The sequence below is a fragment of the Bacillus sp. FJAT-27251 genome, from assembly GCF_001273925.1.
GTDB lineage: Bacteria > Bacillota > Bacilli > Bacillales > Cytobacillaceae > Mesobacillus_B.
Window position 1 is genome coordinate 3,125,176 of sequence record NZ_LIGG01000001.1, and the last position, 23,399, is coordinate 3,148,574.

Consider the following 23,399-nt stretch of genomic DNA (forward strand, 5'->3'; position numbering starts at 1 on the left):
CCCTCTTACCGTCAATAATTATTTCTCAGCAGCAAGAGCTTCTTCTTGTGTCTTGGCAAACTCTTTAGGAGATGACTGTCCGCCGAATAAAGCCTGGATCTGGTTCAAGTGAACATCCGCTACGCGGGCAGACATTTGAACATCCGCATATAGGGTAATATTGGACGCATTTCCTAAATCGTCTAAGATATCAATGTACATTTGAGCAAGATCGGTACCAGCAGTATCCACTTTAGTGGCTGGAATGACACCGGCTTCTGTTACAGAGCGCTTACCCCATTCCTCAACAAGGTAGGCAACAAATTCTTTTGATTCGTCTTTCACTTTTGAAGCTTCGGAGACAAACAGGCCAACACCAGGCCCGCCGACAAAGCTGTCAATGTTTCCTTTTCCGCCTTCATAGGTAGGGAACTTGAAGTAACCGATTTTTTCTTTGAATTCATCAGCAACATCCGGGCTAGTTGTATAGTTCGGAAGCTCCCATGTTCCCATTACATACATGGCTGCTTGTTCGTTCATGAAGTAGCCTTTTGCTTCATCATTGGACAAACCGTTATATCCTTTAACAAACGCGTTCATGTCCACAAGCTTCTTGATTTCTTCAGCTGCTTTCACAAGAGCTGGATCTTCAAAGCTTCCAGTGCGGTTGATCGCATTGTTCAAAGTCTCAGGTCCGCCAATGCGGTCGGCAAGGTACATGTACCACATGGAGCCTGTCCAGCGGTCCTTGTTTCCAACTGTAATTGGAATCACACCATTTTTCTCAAGGGTTTCCACTACATTCAAGAACTCATCGTAAGTTTTTGGCACTTCAAGGTTATTCTTTTCAAAGATTTCTTTATTGTAATAAACAGGTGCAATGTTCAGTTCAAGAGGGAGGCCGTAGGTTTTCTCTTCCATTGTAAAAGCTTCGATGGTTCCAGGGACGAATTCCTCTTTCAGGCCACCTTCAAGGACATCGTCCAGCGGGGCAAACATGTTGCCTTCTACGTATGGCTGCATGTAACCAGCCGCCCATGTGATTCCAATGTCTGGAAGCTCATTGGAAGCGGATAGCACCTTGATTTTTTCCTTGTACTGCTCATTGTTCAAAATTTCGGTTTGGATGTCGACATCCGGATTTTCTTTTTCGTAATTTTTGATAATGTCATCCACGATTGAATACTGTGCATTGGCACTTCCCTGAGGCCACATATGCATCATTTTGACTACGGTTTTATCACCGCTTGAACCTGATTCGCCTGATGTTTCAGAAGATGAGGAACACCCTGCAAGAGCCAGACTTCCTGCCAATGCCATTGACATGACAGCGGTAAACGCTTTCTTTTTCTTCACCATTAAGTACCCCCTTAATATGTGTATGTTTCTGTCTTACAAGTAAAGTCTATCACCGTGGGAATATTCTAAAAAGGCACCTATGATTGGGAAAAATACTACTATTTTTAGAAAGCCTTTTCATTGGCTGTCTTTTCGGTAGGCGTTGGGGGTCATTCCCTCAGTCTCCCTGAAAATCTTTATGAAATATTTCGATGTTTTATAGCCGACTTCTTCGGCAATTTCACTGATCGGCAGGCTGGTTGAAACAATCAATTCCTTGGCGCGCTGGATCCTCCTTCTTGTCACATATTCGCTAAAATTCAGTTCAACCTGCTCCTTGAACAGTACACTGAAATAACTTGGGTTCAAGTGCACTTTGGCAGCCACTTCTTTAAGAGTCAATTCATCGTTCAAATGCTGGTCGATATACGCCATTGCTGTGCGGATGGAGTCTTTGGTGGAATCGATTTTAGTGTTGGCATTCACAATCTTCTCATCCACGACTTTTTCAATCATGCCTAATCTTACTTGCTTTTCGAGCACCTTAAGAGCTTCCTCCAATGCTTCGATCAGTCTCTTTTTGCCAATTGGCTTCAATAGGTAGTTGACGACACCAAGCCTTAACGCTTCCTGGGCATATTCAAATTCGGAATAGGCAGAAATGACAATCACGACAGGGGACATGCCTTTTTCCTTAATTGCTTTTAATAGCTGCAATCCTGTCATCTCGGGCATCTGTATGTCGGTGAACAGTATGTGAATCTTCTTTTTCTCTGCTATCCTGAGGACTTCCTCACCGCTTTCTGCGGTGAGGATAGCATACTCCCCATTATTCCAGCTCTCAAGTGCCCGCTGCAGGCCCTGCCTGGTTCTTGGCTCATCGTCCACGATGACAATAGTTTTAGTAAACATTTATTCCCCTCCATCGACCGGTAGTTCAAACGAAATTTTTGTGCCCTTGTTCAATTCACTTTCAATTAATAAGTCGGAATGTGTAAGGCCTTTGTAATACAGATTTAATCGTTTATAGACATTGGAAATGGCCATGCCTTTCCCGCTTGCTGATGAGGTGCCTCCCGTTTTCATCGAGTTTCGGATCCATTCCAGCCGCTCCTGATCCATTCCGGAACCATTGTCCCGGACAGTGATTCTGATACGGTCCTTGCTGTCCTGCCTGACTGGTTCGACGGTTACTGAAATCAGGCAGCTTCCGGCTTTTTTGCCAGCTCCATGGAGGATGGCATTTTCGACCAGAGGCTGGATGATCAGCTTTGGTATCCTAATCCGCTCATATTCTTCCGGAACGGAGACATGCCATTGCAGCCGGTCGCCAAAACGCATTTTCATGATTTCCATATAATCGCCGATATGTTTGATCTCATCTTTTAAATACACCCAGTCATCATCGGTTTCCTTCGTAATGGTATAGCGGAACAAATCAGACATGGCGACAACCAGTTCGGCCAGTTCTTCTTCGTCTTTTTCCTCCAGTGACCAATGCAGGGCATCCAGTGTATTAAAGAGAAAATGCGGATTGATTTGCGCCTGCAGGGCCTTCAATTCACTGTGGCTTCGGAGAATTTCCTTTTGGTAGACCATCTGGATTAGATGATTGGTTTCTTTTACAAGCTGATTATAGGTGCTGTTTAGTTCATTGATTTCGTTGACCGAAGACACACTGGGATTAAGTGTCAGTGAACCTTCTCCTGCACGCTGCATGGTTTTCGTCAACCTCAGGATCGGTCTGGTGATGATGGTTGACAGGAAGTAGGAGAATATCGTGAAAATAAAGGCCCCGGCAATCCCCGTCAAAATAATTCCTGTCCGGATGGCGGACATTCCTTCTGTCAGCTCGCTTACCGGAGTCAAAATCAGGACTGTCCAGCCGGTTAGTTTGGAAATCTGCTTTGTTACCATATAATCCCGCTGATTTAATTGAACTGTAGTTTCATTGCTTTCAATAATGCTAGTGATATCTCCGGGATAATTTTGAATGATTGGGTTCTGGTCCGAATCGAGCAGGATCGAATATTGGTCGTTATCATACGTTTCATTCGCGAACGTAAAATGGTCGCGGTTTATGCTGATCAAAAGATACCCGCCATTTTTGAATTGCCGCTCCATCAAATTAACCCTCCGGATAGCCAGAAAGTTATTTTTATCGTTGGGATCGTCGCCAATCCAGACCATTCTTCCTTTGGCGAGATTGGCTTCGGCAATCCACTTTTTATCAATTCGGTTAATCAGCGGGTCATCATCAAGCGGGATAATGCGCTGCTCCTGGGCTGAAAACAGCTGAAACCCAAAGATACCGTCTGTATTGCCTATTATTCTGTTCACCCGGCCCATCAGTTCCTGTCTCTCCAGGAAGGTGATTTCCTTGCCGTCATAAATATCGGTTAAAGCCTGCTCGACTTCTTCATCGGTCATCACAAGCTTGGCCGCCATGTTCACCTGCTCGTAAAGGGATTCCATTCGGCCGTTCGCTTCAATCGCCACTTGCTTGATTTGTTTTTCAGCATTGCTTTTCAATAAAGAAGAAACTTGCCTTAATGTAAGCAAACTGACAATCAGCAGCACGATAATCATAACCAGTAAAAAGATAAATAGAATCTGGTTGCGAAGGGTATTCCATTTCTTTAGTGAATTCAGCATAGTTGTTTCCCTTTCATTGGAGAAGTCCTGTTTATTGCAGCAACTCGAAAACTTGATAGCGGTTACAATGAAGAAGGAATTACCAAAATGAGCTTTCTTCTAGTGCATATTAATCACATGATATAGGCTTTTCCACCTAGAACCATTATAACATCTCCATCCATAGAATTGAAAACTTAGTTTGTATGCCGGATGAACTAAGGGAAGCGGGATGGAATGCTTAAATGGGGAAGGAAATAAAGAAGCCGGGAGAAGGCTGTTTGCCTTCTCCCGGCTTAATCGGAGGCTATTCATAAATATAACTGATGACATCCAATGCCTGGTCGACACTTTCAACGGTCACATTGGCCTTATTGGAAAGCTCTTTTAAAGGATGGATCAATGATTCGGGCCGGATGATAATCGTCGGTTTGTTCATTGCGATTGCCGTGCTGGCATCCATCGCCGTATTCCATTGCTTGTATTTTTCGCCAAATAAGGCAATGACAATATCGGATTTCTGCATCAGCACCTGTGTCCTGAAGTTGTTAATGTCTGATGCAGCATCATCTTTATACAAGCTGCCCGGCTGTTTGCCAAGAATGTCCTCCCCGACATTGTCGGACCGGTCATGGTTGGTTTGCGGAGCAACAAAGGTCAATGACAGTTTCCTTTCTTCAGCCTTTTTCGTAATTTCCTCTCTCCAATTGCTATGAATTTCCCCTGCTAAATAAACGGTTAATTGCATCGCTATTCCTCCTGTCAGAATTTGTCCTATCTATATAGTAGCCAATTTGACAGGAATTTCAAAGCATAGGGCGGTTCTTTTGTTTCAATGAAGAAGAAAACCAGATAGTTTAAAATTTTGCCAGGTTGGAAATAAGGATAAAAAACTATTTTGCCAGATATCTGTTCGTGTTTCTGGTAAAATAGGTGTAGGATTATGCTTTATTGGGATTGGATTCAAAGCGCCGGTCCCGCGGCAATTGAGTTTGTGTATATTATTACGGCTAAGCCGGTTTAGGTTATAAAATTGAAATGGCGAGCTCCAGAGCAATAGGGCAGGAATACGCTGTATTGTGAGGCAATGATGAGAATTAAAGGAGAGTTATGAATGAAGTATCGTTCTGCTTTTGATATTATTGGTCCGGTGATGATTGGACCTTCCAGCTCCCATACGGCTGGAGCTGCACGGATTGGGCGGGTTGCCCGCAATTTATTTGAAAAACAGCCAAAAAAAGTCGTCATATCCCTTTACGGGTCGTTTGCCAAAACATATAAAGGCCACGGAACCGATCTGGCGCTTGTTGCCGGCCTGCTTGATTTTGACACGTTTGACGAGAGAATCCGGAATTCCCTGGAGATTGCCGAAGAAGCAGGGATGGAGGTTGTTTTCCAGCCGGAAGATGCCGTGCCCGACCATCCTAATACGGTGAAACTGAATCTGTACGATGATGACAGCGAGATGGAAGTAGTCGGCATATCGATTGGCGGAGGCACGATTGAAATCAAGGAGATCAATTCCTTCCATTTGAAACTTTCTGGTGATCCGGCCATCCTCGTTTTCCACCAGGACCGCTTTGGGGTCATATCATGCGTCACTTCCATTCTGTCAAAATACGAAATCAATATTGGCCATATGGAAGTTGCCCGGAAGGAAAAGGGTGAAACAGCGATCATGATCATTGAAGTGGACCAGCGGATTGAAGAGGATGTCCTCGAGGAATTGCGAAAGCTTTCCAATGTAAACAGGGTTATTAAAATCGTTGATTAATATAGAGAACAAGTTTTATAAAGCAGTGGAAATTTGTAACATCGGGAGGAAACGCAATGTTTCGAAATGTAGCGGAACTTGTTTCGCTGGCAGAACAAAAGCAGGTGAAAATAGCGGAAATCATGATTCAGCAGGAAGTCGAAGTGACAGGGCTGTCTCGTGAGGAAATCATCGCAAAAATGGACAATAATCTGCAAGTGATGGAACAGGCGGTGGAACGCGGCCTTCAAGGAGTGAAATCCCAAACAGGACTCACTGGCGGAGATGCCGTCCTGCTCCAGAACTATATCAAAAGCGGAAAGGCCCTGTCCGGCCCGCTCTTATTGGATGCAGTCAGCAAGGCGATGGCCACGAATGAAGTAAATGCCGCGATGGGAGTCATCTGCGCCACACCAACAGCAGGATCGGCAGGGGTCGTTCCAGGTACTTTGTTTGCTGTGAAGGAACAGCTCAATCCCACCCGCCAGGAAATGATTGAATATTTATTTACAGCAGCAGCATTCGGTTTCGTCATAGCGAATAATGCGACGGTGGCGGGAGCAGCTGGTGGCTGCCAGGCCGAGGTTGGATCGGCAGCCGGCATGGCCGCCGCATCGATTGTGGAAATGGCAGGCGGGACGCCGAAGCAGGCAGCCGAAGCCATGGCCATCTCGCTGAAGAACATGCTTGGACTTGTTTGTGATCCGGTGGCAGGCCTGGTCGAAGTTCCATGCGTCAAACGGAACGCGATGGGAGCCTCCAACGCCTTGACAGCAGCCGACATGGCCCTGGCGGGCATCACCAGCCGGATTCCGGCCGATGAAGTCATCGCCGCCATGTACGCCATCGGCCAAACCATGCCATCGGCCCTAAGGGAAACAGGTGAAGGCGGCCTTGCGGCCACCCCAACAGGGCGAAGACTGGAAGCCGAAATCTTCGGCCAACCAAAACCAAAACTCAAAGACTACCTCATTAAGTAGAGCAGGGGGAGTGTTCACCTGCTTCATTTTAAACAGCCTAACCCAATGGGATAGGCTGTTTTTTGGGTATAAACCGATAGAAATGATGCCTGCCGGCCGCTGGGGGGATGATGCGCAAGAACTGTCCCCATGCTTTCCCTGCCTGTCAAAGGGGTATAGTAAGGGTAAATGAAATATAGAGAGAAGGAGGCAGCCGACTATGGGTGATTCTGGAGAAATTAAACGTGACCAGATTAGTGATTTAATAAAATCGATTTATGATGGGCTGGCAGGTTCGGTCCTGCCTGAGCCTATTAAAATGAAGATAAGGGGAGAGCTGGAACAGCTGAAAGAGCTGACCCTTGACGCCAGGCCTGCGAGAATTGCAATCGTAGGAAGAAGGGGAGCAGGGAAATCGAGCCTGATCAACGCCATCTTTGGGGAGATGAGGGCCGAGGTAGGGGATGTAAAAGCGCAGACCGGTATGGGGAAATGGCATGAGTTCACGTCCGAGTCGGGAGATCTTGAAATTCTCGATACGAGGGGGCTAGGGGAGGCAGACAATCCGGAAGAAGCCTTTTCACATGCCTCCGCGATGGAAGAGGTCCAAGCTTCGATTAAAGAACAATGTCCGGATGCGATTTTGTTTTTATGCAAGGCAAAAGAAGTGAGCTCAAGGATTGATGAAGACCTGCAGCAATTAGCCAAGCTGAAAGAAATGATCCACAGCGAGCATCAATATGATGTACCGATTGTGGGAATCGTCACCCAGGTTGATGAACTGAGCCCGAAGTCGGTACATGAGCCGCCATTTAATCATCCAGTAAAAGAGAAGAATATCGCCGACGCAGTTGAGGTGCTGTCTGTAAAATTGCGTGACTCTGTTTCCAATCCTGTCCAGGTGATCCCTGTAAGCAGCTATATGGAATTTGAAGAGGGGAAAATCGTCTATGACGTCCGCTGGAATATCGATGTCCTGCTGGATTACCTGATTGGCCAGCTGCCCAACGAAGCCCAGTTAAAACTTGCCCAGCTGTCCAAGCTGAAATCGGTCCAGAAAAAACTCGCCCGGAAAATAGGGAAAAGTGTTTCCGGGGCAACGGGGGCGATTGGGGCCAGTCCCATTCCCATAGCCGACATCCCTGTCATCACCGGGATGCAGATGGCGATGATTACCGCCATCGGCCTGATTGGCGGAAAAAAGCTGGACAAACAAGGAATCAGGGAATTTTTGAGTGCCCTCGGAGCCAACGTTGCGGCCGGGTTTGCCTTAAGGGAAGCAGCCAGACAGCTTCTTAAAGTCATACCTGTCGGCGGCCATATCATCTCCGGAGTGGTGGCGACCGCAGGGACATTAGCCCTGTCCGAAGCAGCTATAGCCTACTTCATCGAAGACGTGTCGATGGACAAGGCAAAGGGCGTTTTTCGGAGGGTTTTTAAGGAGAAGCAGGAATAAGGAAAGGCTAAATGTCTGTCACCTTATGGTTATTGCCAAATAACTGTAGTGACAGGCATTTTTTTGTTTCGAAATGATAAAGCAAAACCGCCCCTATGCTTCGTCAACCAGATTGACAAAATTGCTGTTTTTCTTTACACTTAAATAGTCAACTTGGTTGACTATTTATACAGGGAGAACATCTCGAATACCAGAGAGTAACGGTGATTCAGATATAACTCTTAGACTACCAAAGAGAAGGGGATCACAAGAGAATGGTGCAAGTGGAACAGCAAAAACAAGCATATGATGCCGACCAGATCCAGGTTCTGGAGGGACTGGAAGCAGTCCGGAAACGTCCGGGAATGTATATAGGCTCGACTTCGGCGAAGGGCCTTCACCACCTCGTGTGGGAAATCGTCGACAACAGTGTGGATGAGGCCCTTGCAGGGTATTGCGATAAAATCAGTGTGACGATTGAGGCAGATAACAGCATAACTGTAAGCGACAATGGGCGGGGAATCCCCGTAGGCATGCATGAAAAAGAAGGCAGGCCGGCGGTCGAGGTTATTTTGACGGTTCTCCATGCCGGTGGGAAATTTGGCGGCGGCGGGTATAAGGTTTCCGGGGGACTGCACGGAGTGGGGGCCTCGGTTGTCAACGCTCTCTCCTCGCTGCTGGAGGTATATGTCCATCGCGACGGGAAGATTCACCACCAAAAATTTTCACGCGGCATACCCCAGGGTGAATTGGCGGTGATTGGCGAAACCGAGCAGACAGGAACGACGATCCATTTTATCCCTGACGGGGAAATTTTCACCGAAACCCTCGAATATGACTACGATACCCTTGCAACCCGTTTGCAGGAGCTAGCCTTTTTGAACAAGGGCATTTCCATATCCATCCATGATAAACGCGGTGAGGGGAAAGAAAAGGAGTTTTTCTATGAGGGAGGCATTATCTCCTATGTGGAGCATTTGAACTCTGGCCAGGGAGTCCTTCATCAGGAGCCGATTTTTATCGAAGGAAACCGGGAAGGAATTTCATTGGAAATTGCCCTGCAATATACGGGAGGATTTGCAAGCGTCATCTATTCGTTTGCGAATAATATCCACACCTACGAAGGCGGCACGCACGAATCGGGATTTAAAACGGCCTTAACAAGGATGATCAATGAATATGGCAGGAAGAGCGGACTCATAAAAGAGAATGAAGGCAACTTCTCTGGCGAAGATGTCCGAGAAGGACTGACGGCCGTGGTTTCGGTGAAGCATCCGGATCCGCAGTTTGAAGGCCAGACGAAAACGAAACTGGGCAACTCGGAGGTTAGGACGATCACCGAATCTATTCTTGCAGAAAAACTGGAAATGTTTTTATTGGAAAATCCAACAGCAGCGAAGACCATCGTCAATAAAAGCCTGGTCGCCTCCAAAGCGAGGCTCGCAGCCAAACGGGCGCGTGAATTGACGAGGAGGAAGAGTGCGCTTGAGGTTTCGACACTTCCCGGCAAGCTTGCGGACTGTTCTTCAAAGGATGCCAGCATCAGTGAAATTTATATCGTGGAGGGCAACTCGGCCGGCGGGTCGGCGAAACAGGGCCGTGACCGGCATTTTCAGGCGATATTGCCGCTGCGGGGGAAAATTTTGAATGTCGAAAAGGCGAGCATGGACCGAATCCTGCACAATGCCGAAATTGGGACGATGATTAAGGCATTTGGAAGCGGGATTGGGGAAAACTTCGATCTTGAAAAAGCGCGTTATCATAAAATCATCATCATGACTGATGCCGACGTCGATGGCGCCCATATCCGCACGCTGATGCTCACGTTCTTTTATCGGTTTATGATGCCATTTATCGAACATGGCTATGTGTATATTGCACAGCCGCCACTTTATAAAATACAGCAGGGCAAAAACATCAATTATGCCTATAATGACCGGGAGCTCAAGTCCATCATGGCCACGCTGCCAAGTTCACCCAAACCAGGGCTGCAGCGTTATAAAGGGCTCGGGGAAATGAACCCCGAACAGCTTTGGGAGACAACCATGAATCCGGACACCAGGACCCTGCTGCAGGTCAGCCTGCAGGATGCCATTGACGCCGATGAAGTCTTTGAAATGCTGATGGGAGACGAAGTCGAACCACGCCGCCAATTCATCGAGGAAAACGCCATCTACGTCCGCAACCTTGATGTATAGGGACGGTTTTCCTGCTTCAAAAAAGTGAGGCGAAGGGACAGTTCTGTTCTCCTGCTTCATAAATGAATGAAAAGCCAGATGGGTTCCGAATGCGGAACCCATCTGGCTTTCTTAATTACCGTTTGAAATGCAGCAAAAGTCACCTTCATAAAAATAACCGAAAAGGCTTTCATTAAAATCCACCCGGTAGGAAAAGATGCCAGTATGATTTTCGATGACTTCCGTGATGGTGCCTTTCTTGTTTTCAAAGCCTTTTAAATAAAAGAAATCCTCCGGTTCCATCTTTGTTATGGCTTCAGGCGGAATGGCCTTTATCATTACGAGTTCCCCTTCAACAGGGCGCTCCAGAACCCCCACATTCATGGTAGCGTCAATCATCTCCCAAACCCCAGTCGGAAGTCAAAATTTCCCTTAGAAGCTCCAATTTGTCTGTTCCGATTTTGGCAGCAATTTGCTGTTCGATTCCTGCTTTTAGGAATTCACTCTTTTCATAGCATTCCTCACCAAGTGGGGTTAGCTGAATACATTTATCTTTTTTGTTGTTTTCCAGGGAACTGATTGCCACTAAACCCTTCGCTTCCAGCTTTTTGATGAATTTGTGTGTTGCTTGCCGGGAAATATTGACGCTTTTCGTGACTAAGGCAATGGTCGGTTTCTTTTTATAAATTCTCGACAGAATGTACCATTCCGAATTCGATATGTATATGTTGCTCGTTTCATTCCACAATTTTCCCGTGATCTCGCGGAGCTGAAGATGCCGCTCGCTGACAAGGTCTATAAAATCAAGGTCTTGCCATTCAGGATTCATCCTTTCCACTCCTTTCCTTAATTTTGCTTTTACTATACATAAGGGAGGGTTGATTGTCAACAAAGTTGACAAAAATAATTAAATGGGTTATACTAATTTGTAAACCAAGTTGACATATATGCAGAAAAGGGGATATGGATGATGTTTAAAGTTGGCGATGTGATTACCTATTCTGTCCATGGATTATGTAAAATTGATGATATATGTGAAAAAACGATTGCGGATGTCACCCGGACCTATTATGTGATGCATCCGTTAGGGGAGTCAAACTTAACCATCAGCAGCCCGGTAAATAATGATAAGGTTGTCATGCTCAGGGCACTCGACAAGAAAGAGGCACTGGAAATTATCGAGTCCTTCAGCAAGCCGGGAATTCCCTGGATTGCAGATGTCAAACAACGGGCCTTGAAATACAATACCATTGCAAAGGGCGGGAACCGTATGGACATAGCCAAAACGGCCAATACCCTCATGCGGAAAGAGCTCGAGTACAAAAAGGACGGCAAGAAACTGTACGAACAGGAGCGCAAGCTGTTAATCACCATCCAGGGTATCCTGTTCAAGGAACTGGCAATCACATTGGGTGCCACCGTCGAAGAAATAGAAAAGAAGATTAAAAGAATGCTGTAAAACATGGGGACGGTTCTCCTGTTTCCTTTTTCTAGGAAGCAGAGAGAACCGTCCCTTTGCTTTTTATACCTGCGATAAAGTGGTATAAAAGAGGAAAGAAGGAAGGAGGTTTTATGATGTGCGGCCGGTTTTCTCTTTTTGAAGATGTGGAGCAGCTGATGCAGCAGTTTGGATTCGAATTTGCCGGAGAATGGGATGCTCGCTTTAATGTGGCGCCGAGCCAGCAGGTGCTTGCGGTCGCTCCGGGAAGGGACGGAAGGCGGAAAGGAGCCATGCTGCGCTGGGGCTTGGTTCCTTTTTGGGCAGAGGATGAAAAAATTGGCTATAAAATGATCAATGCGCGGGCGGAAACGATAGAGCAAAAAGCGAGCTTCAAGGGCCCGCTGAAAAAACGGCGCTGCCTTATCCTTGCTGATGGATTTTACGAATGGAAACGGATTGGGAAGGATAAACAGCCATTCCGGTTCATGATGAAGGATGAGCAGCCTTTTGCGTTTGCCGGGCTGTGGGAAACCTGGAAAAAGGGCGGGGTCGCCATTCATTCGTGCACCATAATTACTACCGAAGCAAATGCGCTTGTAGAAGATGTGCATGACCGGATGCCGGTTATCCTTGGAAAGGACCATCAGCAAATCTGGCTTGATCCTACCGTCGAGGAGCCAGCTGTTTTGAAGCCGCTCCTTGTCCCCTATAAATCAGAGCTAATGAAGGCATACGAAGTTTCATCCCTCGTTAATTCACCAAAGAATGACATCAGGGATGTGGCGCTGCCGTTGAACAGCAAATAGGTACTTTGKGGCAGTGCCCCATTCCTTCTGTTGCCTATATTAAATAAGTTTCATAATGTTTAAGGCAGATGCTTTCTGAACAGTGCAGAAACCATCTGTCTTTTCTTTTTATTTAAACAGAGGCAATAAGAGGAAAACTGGAATTCCTTTTGGGATTGTTTCTTGTTAATTATTAAGTGTAGACATTTTATCTAAAATTGGCTTAATTACATTTTTATTATTGATAATTAGTACTCTCTTTGCTTCATCGAATTTTCTATTTTGTAAGCAATGTAAGATTTCTTCATGTTCCTTGAGCGATTTTTTCATTATAGATTCTCCTTCCAGCGAAATTCGTTGTAAAGAAGTTAATGGCAGTCCAAGTCGTGAATACATCAAGTAAATAATTTCACTTTTGCTCATTTCAATAATAGCCATATGAAACTTTTGATTTAATTTGGTATATTCAATTGGATTCCCCATTACGGTTCTCATTTGCGATAGCAAGTTTTCCATTTTGTGTAATACTGAATCGGATAGTCCAGATTCAGCGATACGGTCCATAGCAAGGAGTTCAAGAAACAATCTAATATCGAGCAAATCTATTTGATCTTGTTGGCTGTATCCTTTTACTACAGAGCCCTTTCTTGGAATTCTTTCTACCAAACCATCAATTGCTAACAAATAAAAGGCTTCTCGGATTGGAGCTCTGCTTGTCCCAAACTCCTCCGCATAAGTAGCTTCAATTAATTTATCACCTGCTTTTAATTTTCCTGTGATAATTTCTTTGGTAATCTGTTCGGCAATTAACCTGGAAAGAGAGTTATTGTTAAAAAAAGTGTTTTCCATGATAAAATGGCCTCCTGCCAAATAGTAATAAGGTGCTGTATTATCATAACAATACCAAATTTTTTTGATTCCACGAAGAGAAATCTTTAAAAAGAGGCCACTTATACAAAATGAAACAGGGGAAATGTTCCCTGTTTCATTTTGTAATATATTGATAATTCTGCACCCTGAATTGGTTATATACATATTTTAACTGAATAATAAATTCGGAAGCCAAGTGACAATCTCAGGGAAAACAGTAAAAAGGGCAATCGCAATAAAAATAACACCCACAAAAGGAAGAGAACCTTTTATTATGTCTGAAGTTGGAATATCAGGTGCAATACCTTTAACAACAAAAAGATTCAGTCCAACGGGTGGTGTTATTAATCCCGCTTCCATATTTAGCGTCATAATTATCCCAAACCATATTGGGTCAAAACCAAGCCCCACAATGATGGGATAGATAATGGGTGCGGTCATTAGAATAATTGCTGCGGGCGGTATGAAGAAACCTAAAACGAGCAGAAAGATATTGATTAAAATCAGAACCAGCCATTTGGAAAGGTTCATACCGATGATAAAGCTTGCCAAATCCTGAGGGACGGACAAAAAGCTTAAGACTGTCCCAATTAGTGCAGAAAAAGCAGTAATTAAAAGGATCATTGTACTCTCCTTGGTTGTTTCCAAAAGCATGTGCACCAACTTTTTCCAGGTCATCGACCGGTAAAAAAGGATGATCATTAAGAAGGAAAGGACAGCACCTACCGCTGCAGCCTCACTTGGGGTAGCGATTCCTGCATAAAGCGTGTATAAAATTCCAGTGATCAACAAAAGAAAAGGAATGACATTAAGTAAGGAAGCAATCCGTTCCTTCCATGGATAGGTGGTAATGTAGGTCGCTCCTTCAGGAGAACTGACAGATAACCCTTTTCTTTCGAGTCTAACCGCGATCATCACCCAGAGGCAGAACAATAGGGTTAAAACAATGCCCGGAATAACACCAGCCAGGAATAATCGTCCAATGGATTGTTCAACTGCTACTCCATATAAAATTAAGACCACACTAGGGGGAATTAAAATTCCTAGTGTTCCTCCAGCAACAATTGCCCCAGTCGCAATAGCATTGGAATAACCCCGTCTTTGCATCTCGGGAATGCCCGTTTTCCCAATGGCGGCAGCTGTTGCAGGACTTGAACCGGAAAGCGCAGCAAAAATAGCACAGGCTACAATACTGCTGATTGCCAGCCCGCCAGGGATCCGAGAAGTCCATTTCTGAGCGGCTTCAAATAAATCCTTGCTGGCCTTGGAATTGGCGAATAGCGCGCCCATAAAAACAAATAACGGAATAGCCAACAACGTAAAATCATTAATGGAACCAAAAATAAAATCCCCAAGCATATCAAATTGTACTGGATCAAGGAAGAGAATAATCGACGCTACTGAAATTAGTCCTAATGCAAAGGCGATGGGTATGCCTGTAAGCATGATGATAATTCCTGAAATTCCAATAAAAGCTCCAATTGTTAATGAACTCAAATTAAAAGTCTCTCCTTTCTATTTAAAATGAAATGCCGGTTACATGGCTTTAGATTGACCGGCATCTGGATTGATGCTGTTTATCTTTCGCAGGTTTTTAAATTCGTCGTAAATAATCACAATGAATTGGAGACTGAGCAGTGTCATTCCTAATGGAAGAATGAAGTAGGGGTAAGTTAGTGGCGGAGCCCAGACAGAACTTGATTTCCATTCTAGTTCTGTTGCATGATGCCACATTTCCCAAGCTTTCCAGGCGACCACACTGGTAAGCAGAAAGCTAAGCAGTGAGGTTATGATCCGTAATATGGATTTTGGCTTTAGAGGAAGCCTGTTTACAAGAACATCAATCCCAACATGTGAATTATGTTTCAATCCATAGGCGGCTCCCACAAAGGTTGTGAACATGACCAAATAGGTAGAGAATTCCGTCTGCCATATGGTCGATCCGCCGAAAAAATAACGGACAATAACTTGATGGACAATTACTAGTGTAGCGAGAAGGATTGTCAGGCCGCTTAAGTAGCCGCTGACTTCACTGAGCCAGTCGATAATACGAATGAAGAGAGGCTTTTTATTCGACATATTTGTTTTCCTCCTTTTAAATTAATGAAGCAATGGAAAGAAAAGCTGCGTGAAACGCAGCTATGTAACATGTTTTACTTAGTTTCAATTATTTTGATTTACTTTCTTTGCAAGGTCCAATAATTCTTTACCGCCTTCAACTTCGCTTGCAAACTTGTCCCAGATTGGCTCAGATAATTGTACCCATTTTTGATAGTCCTCATCTGACATATCCACCACAGTTACACCATTTTCTTCAAACTCTTTTGCTACGTTTTCATCATCCTTGATGGAAGCTTCATATGCCCAAGGCTGCAATTCAGCTGCTACTTCTTCAAAAACTTGTTGCTGGTCTGGAGAAAGCTTTTCCCAGCTTGACATAGAAATCACCAAAGGTTCAAACATAAACCAAAACGTATTCTCAAGAGAGGTTGTAAAAGAATCTACTTGTTCAAAAAGTTTATAAGATGCAAAGGAAGAGTTAGAGGTAACGGCTGCATCCAATAAGTTAGTCTGAAATCCGGAGTAAATTTCAGAAGATGGCATGCTTGTAATCCCAGCACCAGCTGATGCCAGCATTTCTTCCACCATTTTTCCTGCTGCCCTCATTTGGGTACCCTTTTTAACATCCTCTGGAGCTTTTATTGGATCACCTTTTGTTCCAATTCCCCCTGCATTCCAAACCCAGATAAGAATCTTTAATCCATTTTTCTCAGCAAGCTCTTCGATTTCCTCCCCAATTTCACTTTTCTCCCAAGCGATTGCTTGTTCATGGTTCTTTACAAGTGCAGGCATGAGGGTGATTCCAAATTGTGGGACTTTCCCTCCGGCATAGTCAAGAGGATAGACAGACATGTCAGATGCCCCTTTTAGCATGGATTCGTATTGCTCGGCTGCTTTTACTAGGGAGTTCGCGGGATATTGTTGGATTTTTACCTGCCCATTGGTTCTTTTTTCTACTTCCTCCCCAAATTTTACAGCCAGGCTGGAGCGAAAATCCCCTTCATTGGCAGTGGCCTGGGGCCATTGATGGGAAAGCTTTAAGGTTATTGGCTTTTGGTCACTTTCACCTGCTACTTTTTCGGAATTGCTTTTTGTATTTCCAGAACAGCCAGAGAGAGTAGCAGCCATCAATACTGCAACAACCGCTAAGAGTAGTTTTAACTTTTTTCTCATTCGATTTCCCCCTTATTTTTGGTAGCGCTTTCTTTTTGTTTTAAATAAAAAATAATACCCATACACCCCCCGATGATATTTTTTGCATACAGGCAACTGTCGACAATTTTTCTTTAAAGATAATCATAATTAGTAAAAGCAGAAAAATCAACAAAAGAATTGAAAATTTAATAAATTCAAAATATTTTATTGATTTCACCCCAAAGCTGTATTACCATTATTCTTACATTTAGAGATCGATTGTCGACAAAATACATTTTATCCGTACATTCATTTATAAATTTAAGAGGAAGGAGGGTTCTATAAACAAATTGTCGACAATATACAAAATGAGGTGGGGTCGCAGTGAGAGTAACCATTAAAAGGACTGAAAAGGATGGAAAAATTACGCTGCAGGAAAGCGGAGGCTGTGCCATTGTAACTATAAATCGGCCTGATTTGAAAAATGCGCTGACAAACCGAATGTGGAATGACTTGGCAGCGATTGGGAACAGAATTCCGGAAAATCCAAAAAACAAAATTGTCATTATACGAGGAAGCAAGAATCATTTCACAGCAGGTTCTGATATTAAGCAATTTAACAATCTATCCATTAGTGAGGCAAATGAAGCTTTTCGCTTAATGGAAGAAGCGATTGCAACCTTTGAAAAGATTCCTCTTCCGACAATCGGATCTATAAATGGCCCAGCGCTGGGGGCAGGATTTATCCTTTCACTTGCATGTGATATAAGGATTGGATCGCCAAATACTTTAATGGGTATTCCTGTTGGTAGACTGGGAATTACACTGAACCAAAAGTTTGTTAAACGAATATCGGATTTAATCGGGAAGAGCAGAACGATGGACCTTGTTTATACAGGGCGCCTGTTAACTCCAAAAGAATGTTATGACCTAGGACTACTTAATTATCTAATCGAAAAGGAGGAGGATATCAATCATTTCACGATTTCCATCGCAAAAAAGATAATGGATCAATCTCCAGCCTCTGTTTTAGCTGTCAAACGTGCTGCTGCTTTTAACACTCCTACGTTTTCCGTTCCATGGGAAACAGGTGTGGATTCCAGTGTCGATCCTGTTGATTTTCCGGAGGGAGTCCGTTCTTTTGTTGAAAAAAGAAAACCAAATTTCACAAGGAGATGAATCAATTGCCGCCATTAAAAGGGATAAAAGTAATCGATCTTACCAGGATTTTGAGTGGACCGTACTGCACGATGACCCTTGCCGACCTTGGTGCCGATGTTATAAAAATCGAAACTCCAAATGGTGACGATACAAGGCAATGGGGCCCGCCGTTCATCCAAAATGAAAGCGCTTATTTTTTGAGCGTTAATCGAAATAAAAAAAGTATGGTTCTTAACTTAAAGGAGGAAAAGGGAAAAGAGGTTTTCTTCAGACTAATTAAAGAAGCAGATGTGGTAGTTGAAAATTTTCGACCTGGAACTTTAAAAAAGCTAGGCATTGAATATGGGGTGTTAAAGCAGCATAATCCCCGTATCATCCTGGCTTCGATTTCTGGCTTTGGGCAGACCGGAAGTTATTCTCAAAAACCGGGATATGACATTTTAGCACAAGGAATGGGCGGCCTTATGTCGGTGACCGGAGAACCAGGCCGCAGACCGGTAAAAGCGGGTTTCTCCCTGGCAGATGTAGGGACTGGAATGTGGGCGGCATTTGGCATTCTCGTTGCGCTGCATGAACGGCATCAATCGGGTGAGGGCCAATGGATTGATACTTCCCTGCTGGATACGATCGTTTCATGGCAAACGTATCTGGCAGGAAATTATTTTGCTTCTGGCAAAGATCCTCAGCCGCTGGGAGATGCACATCCCAATATTGTTCCCTATCAAGCATTTGAAGCCGCTGATGGCCACTTCATTATTGCCGTTGGAAATGATGCCTTATGGCAGAAATTTATCGAGTCGCTCGGGGTAGAAGCTTTGAAAGATGCTAAATACGCAACAAATCCCCAGCGTGTTGAACAACGTGAGCTACTTATTCCTCTTTTGGAAGAAGTCTTTCAAACAGGAACGGTAAAAGAATGGTTGGAATTATTCGAGAGCGTCAAGATTCCTTGCGGGCCAGTAAATAAATTCTCGGATGTTTTAAATGATCCGCATTTATATGAGCGTGAAATGATTGTCCAAAGAGATCACCCCACCATTGGTGCCATCAAAATGCTAGGTACTCCAGTCAAGTTCTCCAGAACACCAGGGGAGATAAAATCTGTTCCACCGAAGTTAGGAGAACATACAATCGAGATTCTTGAGAAGATAGGATACAGTCAGGAAGAAATTGATGAACTCAGCCAATCCAAAGTCATTCATTCCCAAAATGCAACTGTTTAAAAATAATTTAGAAATTGGGGAGCAAATTCTATGAAAGCAGTTTATATAAATAATTTTGGTGGACCAGATGTGCTTGAGCTAGCTGAAGTGGGTGTCCCTGCTGTCGGCCCAAATCAAGTGTTGATAAAAATGGCAGTGGCAAGTGTGAATTTTGCCGATGTCAAATCGAGATTAGGAAAATATCACGGAAAAGGAAAGCCTCCCTTAGTGCCTGGATTGGATGTTGCCGGGACTGTTGAAGCAGTTGGTAAAGAAGTAAAAAATATATCCATTGGTGATAGAGTCATGGCCTTTCCGGTCACTGGATCCTATGCTGAGTATTGTGTAGCCGATGAGATATTAACTTTTAAAATTGGGGAAGGAATGCCGTTTGACACTGCTGGAGCATGTCCGGTTGTATCAGTTACTGCCTATAATTTGCTTTCAAAAGTTGCAGATTTAAAAAATGGAGAAACCGTTCTGATTCATTCTGCTTCAGGTGGTGTAGGGACCACTGCTATTCAAATCGCGAAACTGCTTGGCGCAAAAAAGGTCATTACAACAGTAGGTAGTGATGACAAAGCAGATACAGTAAAAGCTGCTGGAGCGGATGTTGTTTTAAACTATAAAAAAGAATCGTTTTTGGCAGAAATGCAAGATATGACCAACGGGAAGGGGGCTGATATCATTCTTGATCCTATTGGTGGCAGCCTGTTTGCCAAGAATATCGATTGTCTTGCTGATTTTGGCCGGGTTGTATGCTTTGGGGGGGAATCCGCTTCAGCAGAAACAGGGAATCTGCATAAAACATGCCGTTCAATATTAGGTTATAGCCTGGGTACGCAATTGAAAAAACGGCCAGAAACCATAAAGGAAAGCGTTTTGGCAGTATTAAAATTAATTGAGGCGGAAAAGCTTCAGTTTTTTATAAGCAAGAAATATACATTGAGTGAAGTTAAGGAAGCGCATGAGTATATTGATAGCCGGAAAAGTGTTGGCAAAATCTTGCTGGTTCCATAATAAAAAAGGAAGGGAACTTTTTTTTAAAAATAATCCGGTACAACCATATCTCCTTTAGGGCAAAACCAGGATTCAGCGAACAGACAAAGGATGTTTTGGAGTGATATCAGTACCGATTCTCACAGAAGAAACAGAAATATCAATTGATTCAAGTTCAATTTCTAATGTTATTAGCAAGGATTCTGAAATATTTCTCTGAATATCTTCGATTAATTGAACAATATTTTGATTCAGAGGGCATTTTAAGTCAATCGCAACAGACAACCTAGGAAAATGTTTGAATTCATAAGAGATGTTGTTTACTTTGCCAATACTGTCTAGCTGGCTGCAAGTATGTATAATGATGTCTTTAAAGACCGTTTCATAAATCGAGATGGCTCCCTTTGTAAAGTTTGGCTGGATGATTGTGTTCTCTCCAATATAGGTCTGCTGCTTTGAAAAGATTAGTTTACCTTTTTCAATCAATTTATTAAAACGGTTTTGCTCAATTTGGACAAATGGAATTGGGATGACATGTTTTTCTTGTGTTTTCCGTACAAAAAGGGCCAGTTTAATTTCCTTATTGGAACGTACCTCGGAAACATCTATATATTGTTTAATGTTTCCAAGATTCAATCTTGAGGCGATTTGGTCCACCATTTTCACTGAAGTACCGACAATGAGAATTTTCTCAGGGCTTAGCTCTTCTAACGCTCTAATTACTTCATTGCGATGATCTTCAAAATGAAAAGTAGCGCGTTTGACAGCACGGATATAATTGTTTTCATACTTAGCTGATGTACCAGCACTCTTTTTGCCATTAACAATCAACAAACCATCATCGATGAAGGCGGTTATCCTGTTTTCATAGCAATACTGCAGAACGCTAGTACTTTTGCCAGTTCCACTTTTACCAACTAAAGCATAAACTTTCATGCTAATCCCACCCAGTCTAAATTTAACGCAAAATATATCTGATTATTTATAATAATACAAAAATATTATTGTTTTATATTCTAACAAATTTATGGATTGAAAGCATTACTTTCTTAAACAAGTGTGAGCATAAAATCAAATTTTCATTAAATATTTTAATAATGAAAGGAGGCAGAAGGATGACATTTAATACCATCTTATTTGAAATTAGAGATAAATTGGCGTATTTAACGTTTAATCGGCCAAGGGTTCATAATGCCATTAATATGAGGATGATGGAGGAAGTCGAGGAAGCTCTCGAATGCCTTGATAGATCAGAGGCTGATATTCTTGTCATTACTGGAGCTGGACAAGCCTTTTGCGCGGGAGCTGATACGATGGAATTTCTGAATATGACGGTTGAGGAAAATCAATTGTTTCTCAGTCGTTTTGGAGAAATGGTTAAGTGTATACAAAACCTTCCAATCCCTGTAATAGGTGTAATTAATGGATTTGCTTTTGGCGGGGGAGCCGAGATAGCTGCTGCCTGCGATTTCCGCATAGCCTCCCGACAAGCGTCCTTTCGGTTCCCGGGAGCTTCATACGGGTTAGTTGTAAGCACCTCTAATTTACCAATTATAGTTGGGGTGTCAAAGGCAAAAGAAATTCTTTTTCGTTCCTGCGTTATTTCTGCCGAAGAAGCACTTCAAATTCAATTAATAGACCATCTTCTGGATGAAAATGAATTGGTTTCTTTTTCAGAAAAGATCACCAAAGAAATACAAGCAAACTCAAAGGTCGCTGTAAAAAAAGTAAAAGAGGTAATCAACACAGGGATCGGTGCAAGCCTGGAAGAAAGAATGGAGATTGAGAAGGCAGCGAATGACTATCTAGTCGGTCACACTAATTACAGGGATACATTTTCATCCTTTGTTGAGAAACGAAAACAGCGTAAACTTGGCTCCAAATAATTCTTTAAAATTTGAACTAGACAGGAGGATTTAAGATATGATTCAAATGAAAAAGCTCGCTATCTACCTAATTGTCCTATTGACCGTAATCCTAGCAGGATGTGGCAGTAAAGGAAGCAATACTGTACAGGGTGAGAATACCAATGGGAGCGAAGAAAAATCTGTTACCCTTAAATTAGCACACCAATGGGCTGCTCCTCAAGGAGAAAAGGGGGATTACCGCTCTTTGCTGGCTGAACGGTTTGCTAAAGAGGTTGAAAAAGCAAGTGGAGGCAGTCTCAAGATACAGGTATACCCGGCAAATTCATTAGTTAAAGCTGGTGAGCAATTTGATACTCTTAAATCAGGCGCTATTGATTTGGCGATTTGGGCTCCTTTTTATGATGCTGGAAAGGTACCGGAATTTAGCATCACATTATTGCCTGGCATTATCCAATCGTATGATCAAGCATGGCAATGGAAAGACGAAGAAGTTGGCACTGTTTTAAACGGTTTGCTTGAAGAAAATGGCGTCAGGAATCTAGTATGGGGTTGGGGTACGATGGCCATCGCTTCTAAAAATAAAGAAATCATCCTTCCAGAGGATGTTAAAGGACTGAAATTTAGAGGTGCAGGTAAAGATACAGAATTAATGCTTAGCGAACAGGGAGCTGGCATTACAAGTATGGCATCTTCGGAAATTTATAGTGCTCTGCAGACAAATACAATTGATGCCACATTAACATCTTTGGACTCCTTTTTATCCTACAGAATCTTTGAAGTGGTTAAATATTTTAATTACACGGGAGACAATGCCTTTTTATATTCAGCCAACCCGCTTGTAATCAGCAATAATTCCTGGGAAAATAAATTGTCAGATGGCCAAAGGAAAATTCTTGAAGAGGTTTCGCAGGATTTACAGGGATGGGTCAAAGAAGCAGCAATCGAATCCAACAGGGAAACTGCGCAAATCTTTAGAGATAATGGTGTAAAAGTCCATGAAATGACTCCTGAAGAATCTCAAAAATGGTTTGAAGCAGCCCAGCCAGTCGTTGAGGAATTTGCTTCTCTATCCGAGAAAGCAAAAGAACTGGTTAATGCAGCCAGGAAATTGCATCAATAATATTGGTAATTACTCGTTTGGAAAGACTTTGGTTTTTCCTAATCCTTCTACCATCCTTCCTTTTTTTGGAGGGGAAGGGTGGTTTTTGACGAATCAGCTGCAGCAAACTGCCCATCTTATAATTCTATGTCAATAAGGAAAAAAGCATGGTTCTAAGAATCGTGTTTTTTAGTGTTTTTAACGTTTTTTGTGGTTGTTTATATAGTTAATATTACGAAGTTTTTAAAAATAGACCTAAAGCGTGCCTGACCCGCTGTGCGTTAATGTGGTAAAGGGTGCTCGTCATATGTGCTTTTCTGGCTTGATCTCTTTTTTTACTGCTTCGATATTGGTGTTGCTATATATGGCGGTACCATGTCCTCCTGTGGTTCGCGCCATAAACGCTTTTGCTTCGTTATAGGACATCCCCGAGTTTGCATTTTTCGCTTTTACTGCTTCAATATCTGTTCCTGCTGCTGTGTATTTTTTCATCTTATTCACCTC

At 43.3% G+C, this 23,399-nt stretch carries 23 protein-coding genes; 11 read left to right on the forward strand and 12 right to left on the reverse strand.

Annotated features, from left to right (window positions below; genetic code table 11):
* Positions 1-18: 18 nt before the first annotated feature.
* The 4 genes from ADU22_RS14490 to ADU22_RS14505 form a co-directional block, all read right to left on the reverse strand.
* Positions 19-1,338 (reverse strand): extracellular solute-binding protein, encoded by a 1,320-nt coding sequence (locus ADU22_RS14490; protein ID WP_053362796.1) that lies wholly within the window; start codon positions 1,336-1,338, stop codon positions 19-21.
* 117 nt (positions 1,339-1,455) lie between these two features.
* Positions 1,456-2,229, reverse strand: a complete 774-nt coding sequence (locus ADU22_RS14495) for a response regulator transcription factor (RefSeq protein WP_053362797.1) — start codon at positions 2,227-2,229, stop codon at positions 1,456-1,458.
* Positions 2,230-3,972: a sensor histidine kinase gene (locus tag ADU22_RS14500; RefSeq protein ID WP_053362798.1), complete on the reverse strand. Its 1,743-nt coding sequence runs from the start codon at positions 3,970-3,972 to the stop codon at positions 2,230-2,232.
* 286 nt (positions 3,973-4,258) lie between these two features.
* Positions 4,259-4,699 carry a YtoQ family protein gene (locus ADU22_RS14505; protein WP_053362799.1) on the reverse strand — a complete coding sequence of 147 codons (441 nt, stop codon included), beginning with the start codon at positions 4,697-4,699 and terminating at the stop codon, positions 4,259-4,261.
* A gap of 366 nt (positions 4,700-5,065) precedes the next feature.
* Here ADU22_RS14505 and sdaAB point away from each other — a divergent pair, with 366 nt between their 5' ends.
* The 4 genes from sdaAB (at position 5,066) to gyrB (ending at position 10,296) form a co-directional block, all read left to right on the forward strand.
* Entirely contained in the window at positions 5,066-5,725 is a 660-nt protein-coding gene (gene sdaAB, locus ADU22_RS14510; RefSeq protein WP_053362800.1) for an L-serine ammonia-lyase, iron-sulfur-dependent subunit beta, read from the forward strand.
* 56 nt (positions 5,726-5,781) lie between these two features.
* Positions 5,782-6,684 (forward strand): L-serine ammonia-lyase, iron-sulfur-dependent, subunit alpha, encoded by a 903-nt coding sequence (gene sdaAA / locus ADU22_RS14515; protein ID WP_053362801.1) that lies wholly within the window; start codon positions 5,782-5,784, stop codon positions 6,682-6,684.
* Positions 6,685-6,883: 199 nt separating this feature from the next.
* A complete protein-coding gene (locus ADU22_RS14520; RefSeq protein ID WP_053362802.1) occupies positions 6,884-8,119 on the forward strand; it encodes a GTPase family protein in 1,236 nt (411 codons plus the stop codon).
* Positions 8,120-8,382: 263 nt separating this feature from the next.
* The gene (gene gyrB / locus ADU22_RS14525) at positions 8,383-10,296 is read left to right on the forward strand and encodes a DNA topoisomerase (ATP-hydrolyzing) subunit B (protein ID WP_231687960.1); all 1,914 of its coding nucleotides are present in this window, start codon (positions 8,383-8,385) and stop codon (positions 10,294-10,296) included.
* A gap of 111 nt (positions 10,297-10,407) precedes the next feature.
* Here the strand turns inward: gyrB and ADU22_RS14530 are convergent, their stop codons facing one another.
* Positions 10,408-10,674 (reverse strand): hypothetical protein, encoded by a 267-nt coding sequence (locus tag ADU22_RS14530; protein ID WP_053362804.1) that lies wholly within the window; start codon positions 10,672-10,674, stop codon positions 10,408-10,410.
* Positions 10,667-11,104 (reverse strand): winged helix DNA-binding protein, encoded by a 438-nt coding sequence (locus tag ADU22_RS14535; protein ID WP_053362805.1) that lies wholly within the window; start codon positions 11,102-11,104, stop codon positions 10,667-10,669. The genes ADU22_RS14530 and ADU22_RS14535 overlap by 8 nt, the downstream gene beginning before the upstream one ends.
* Before the next feature lie 141 nt (positions 11,105-11,245).
* Between ADU22_RS14535 and ADU22_RS14540 the strand changes: the two genes are divergently transcribed.
* Positions 11,246-11,734 (forward strand): CarD family transcriptional regulator, encoded by a 489-nt coding sequence (locus ADU22_RS14540; protein WP_053362806.1) that lies wholly within the window; start codon positions 11,246-11,248, stop codon positions 11,732-11,734.
* Positions 11,735-11,850: 116 nt separating this feature from the next.
* On the forward strand, positions 11,851-12,522 hold the full coding sequence (locus ADU22_RS14545; RefSeq protein WP_053362807.1) for an SOS response-associated peptidase: 672 nt from the start codon (positions 11,851-11,853) through the stop codon (positions 12,520-12,522).
* Positions 12,523-12,687: 165 nt separating this feature from the next.
* On the opposite strand, the gene ADU22_RS14550 is transcribed toward ADU22_RS14545, so the two are convergent.
* The 4 genes from ADU22_RS14550 to dctP (ADU22_RS14565) form a co-directional block, all read right to left on the reverse strand.
* A complete protein-coding gene (locus ADU22_RS14550) occupies positions 12,688-13,350 on the reverse strand; it encodes a GntR family transcriptional regulator (RefSeq protein WP_053362808.1) in 663 nt (220 codons plus the stop codon).
* A 189-nt stretch (positions 13,351-13,539) separates the two neighbouring features.
* A complete protein-coding gene (locus tag ADU22_RS14555) occupies positions 13,540-14,868 on the reverse strand; it encodes a TRAP transporter large permease (RefSeq protein ID WP_053362809.1) in 1,329 nt (442 codons plus the stop codon).
* A gap of 39 nt (positions 14,869-14,907) precedes the next feature.
* A complete protein-coding gene (locus tag ADU22_RS14560) occupies positions 14,908-15,450 on the reverse strand; it encodes a TRAP transporter small permease (protein WP_053362810.1) in 543 nt (180 codons plus the stop codon).
* 84 nt (positions 15,451-15,534) lie between these two features.
* Positions 15,535-16,605 carry a TRAP transporter substrate-binding protein DctP gene (dctP, locus tag ADU22_RS14565; RefSeq protein WP_053362811.1) on the reverse strand — a complete coding sequence of 357 codons (1,071 nt, stop codon included), beginning with the start codon at positions 16,603-16,605 and terminating at the stop codon, positions 15,535-15,537.
* 345 nt (positions 16,606-16,950) lie between these two features.
* Between dctP (ADU22_RS14565) and ADU22_RS14570 the strand changes: the two genes are divergently transcribed.
* Genes ADU22_RS14570 through ADU22_RS14580 form a run of 3 tightly spaced genes read left to right on the forward strand, consistent with a single transcriptional unit; the run spans position 16,951 to position 19,949 of the window.
* Positions 16,951-17,745, forward strand: coding sequence for an enoyl-CoA hydratase/isomerase family protein (locus tag ADU22_RS14570; RefSeq protein WP_053362812.1), 795 nt, complete (start codon positions 16,951-16,953; stop codon positions 17,743-17,745).
* Positions 17,742-18,950: a CaiB/BaiF CoA transferase family protein gene (locus tag ADU22_RS14575; RefSeq protein ID WP_053362813.1), complete on the forward strand. Its 1,209-nt coding sequence runs from the start codon at positions 17,742-17,744 to the stop codon at positions 18,948-18,950. The genes ADU22_RS14570 and ADU22_RS14575 overlap by 4 nt, the downstream gene beginning before the upstream one ends.
* Before the next feature lie 30 nt (positions 18,951-18,980).
* Positions 18,981-19,949, forward strand: coding sequence for a quinone oxidoreductase family protein (locus tag ADU22_RS14580; RefSeq protein WP_053362814.1), 969 nt, complete (start codon positions 18,981-18,983; stop codon positions 19,947-19,949).
* Between the two features lie 72 nt (positions 19,950-20,021).
* Here ADU22_RS14580 and ADU22_RS14585 read toward each other — a convergent pair whose 3' ends face one another.
* Positions 20,022-20,864: a hypothetical protein gene (locus tag ADU22_RS14585; RefSeq protein WP_053362815.1), complete on the reverse strand. Its 843-nt coding sequence runs from the start codon at positions 20,862-20,864 to the stop codon at positions 20,022-20,024.
* A gap of 179 nt (positions 20,865-21,043) precedes the next feature.
* Between ADU22_RS14585 and ADU22_RS14590 the strand changes: the two genes are divergently transcribed.
* Together ADU22_RS14590 and dctP (ADU22_RS14595) are read left to right on the forward strand one after the other, a co-directional pair.
* Complete coding sequence (locus ADU22_RS14590) at positions 21,044-21,814, forward strand: enoyl-CoA hydratase/isomerase family protein (protein ID WP_053362816.1); 771 nt, start codon at positions 21,044-21,046, stop codon at positions 21,812-21,814.
* A gap of 37 nt (positions 21,815-21,851) precedes the next feature.
* Positions 21,852-22,916, forward strand: coding sequence for a TRAP transporter substrate-binding protein DctP (gene dctP / locus ADU22_RS14595; RefSeq protein ID WP_053362817.1), 1,065 nt, complete (start codon positions 21,852-21,854; stop codon positions 22,914-22,916).
* Between the two features lie 282 nt (positions 22,917-23,198).
* Here the strand turns inward: dctP (ADU22_RS14595) and ADU22_RS14600 are convergent, their stop codons facing one another.
* Positions 23,199-23,387, reverse strand: coding sequence for a gamma-type small acid-soluble spore protein (locus tag ADU22_RS14600; RefSeq protein ID WP_082252871.1), 189 nt, complete (start codon positions 23,385-23,387; stop codon positions 23,199-23,201).
* Between the last annotated feature and the right edge of the window lie 12 nt (positions 23,388-23,399).

Bases quoted from the DNA above. Each gene is read 5' to 3' on its own strand.
- ADU22_RS14520 (WP_053362802.1), top strand. From the start codon at position 6,884: ATGGGTGATTCTGGAGAAATTAAACGTGACCAGATTAGTGATTTAATA.
- ADU22_RS14550 (WP_053362808.1), bottom strand. From the start codon at position 13,350: ATGGAAAACACTTTTTTTAACAATAACTCTCTTTCCAGGTTAATTGCC.
- dctP (WP_053362817.1), top strand. From the start codon at position 21,852: ATGATTCAAATGAAAAAGCTCGCTATCTACCTAATTGTCCTATTGACC.
- ADU22_RS14540 (WP_053362806.1), top strand. From the start codon at position 11,246: ATGTTTAAAGTTGGCGATGTGATTACCTATTCTGTCCATGGATTATGT.
- ADU22_RS14580 (WP_053362814.1), top strand. From the start codon at position 18,981: ATGAAAGCAGTTTATATAAATAATTTTGGTGGACCAGATGTGCTTGAG.
- ADU22_RS14530 (WP_053362804.1), bottom strand. From the start codon at position 10,674: ATGATTGACGCTACCATGAATGTGGGGGTTCTGGAGCGCCCTGTTGAA.
- ADU22_RS14500 (WP_053362798.1), bottom strand. From the start codon at position 3,972: ATGCTGAATTCACTAAAGAAATGGAATACCCTTCGCAACCAGATTCTA.
- ADU22_RS14560 (WP_053362810.1), bottom strand. From the start codon at position 15,450: ATGTCGAATAAAAAGCCTCTCTTCATTCGTATTATCGACTGGCTCAGT.
- ADU22_RS14495 (WP_053362797.1), bottom strand. From the start codon at position 2,229: ATGTTTACTAAAACTATTGTCATCGTGGACGATGAGCCAAGAACCAGG.
- ADU22_RS14585 (WP_053362815.1), bottom strand. From the start codon at position 20,864: ATGAAAGTTTATGCTTTAGTTGGTAAAAGTGGAACTGGCAAAAGTACT.
- ADU22_RS14505 (WP_053362799.1), bottom strand. From the start codon at position 4,699: ATGCAATTAACCGTTTATTTAGCAGGGGAAATTCATAGCAATTGGAGA.
- ADU22_RS14575 (WP_053362813.1), top strand. From the start codon at position 17,742: ATGAATCAATTGCCGCCATTAAAAGGGATAAAAGTAATCGATCTTACC.
- ADU22_RS14490 (WP_053362796.1), bottom strand. From the start codon at position 1,338: ATGGTGAAGAAAAAGAAAGCGTTTACCGCTGTCATGTCAATGGCATTG.
- ADU22_RS14600 (WP_082252871.1), bottom strand. From the start codon at position 23,387: ATGAAAAAATACACAGCAGCAGGAACAGATATTGAAGCAGTAAAAGCG.
- ADU22_RS14545 (WP_053362807.1), top strand. From the start codon at position 11,851: ATGTGCGGCCGGTTTTCTCTTTTTGAAGATGTGGAGCAGCTGATGCAG.
- ADU22_RS14590 (WP_053362816.1), top strand. From the start codon at position 21,044: ATGACATTTAATACCATCTTATTTGAAATTAGAGATAAATTGGCGTAT.
- dctP (WP_053362811.1), bottom strand. From the start codon at position 16,605: ATGAGAAAAAAGTTAAAACTACTCTTAGCGGTTGTTGCAGTATTGATG.
- sdaAA (WP_053362801.1), top strand. From the start codon at position 5,782: ATGTTTCGAAATGTAGCGGAACTTGTTTCGCTGGCAGAACAAAAGCAG.
- ADU22_RS14535 (WP_053362805.1), bottom strand. From the start codon at position 11,104: ATGAATCCTGAATGGCAAGACCTTGATTTTATAGACCTTGTCAGCGAG.
- sdaAB (WP_053362800.1), top strand. From the start codon at position 5,066: ATGAAGTATCGTTCTGCTTTTGATATTATTGGTCCGGTGATGATTGGA.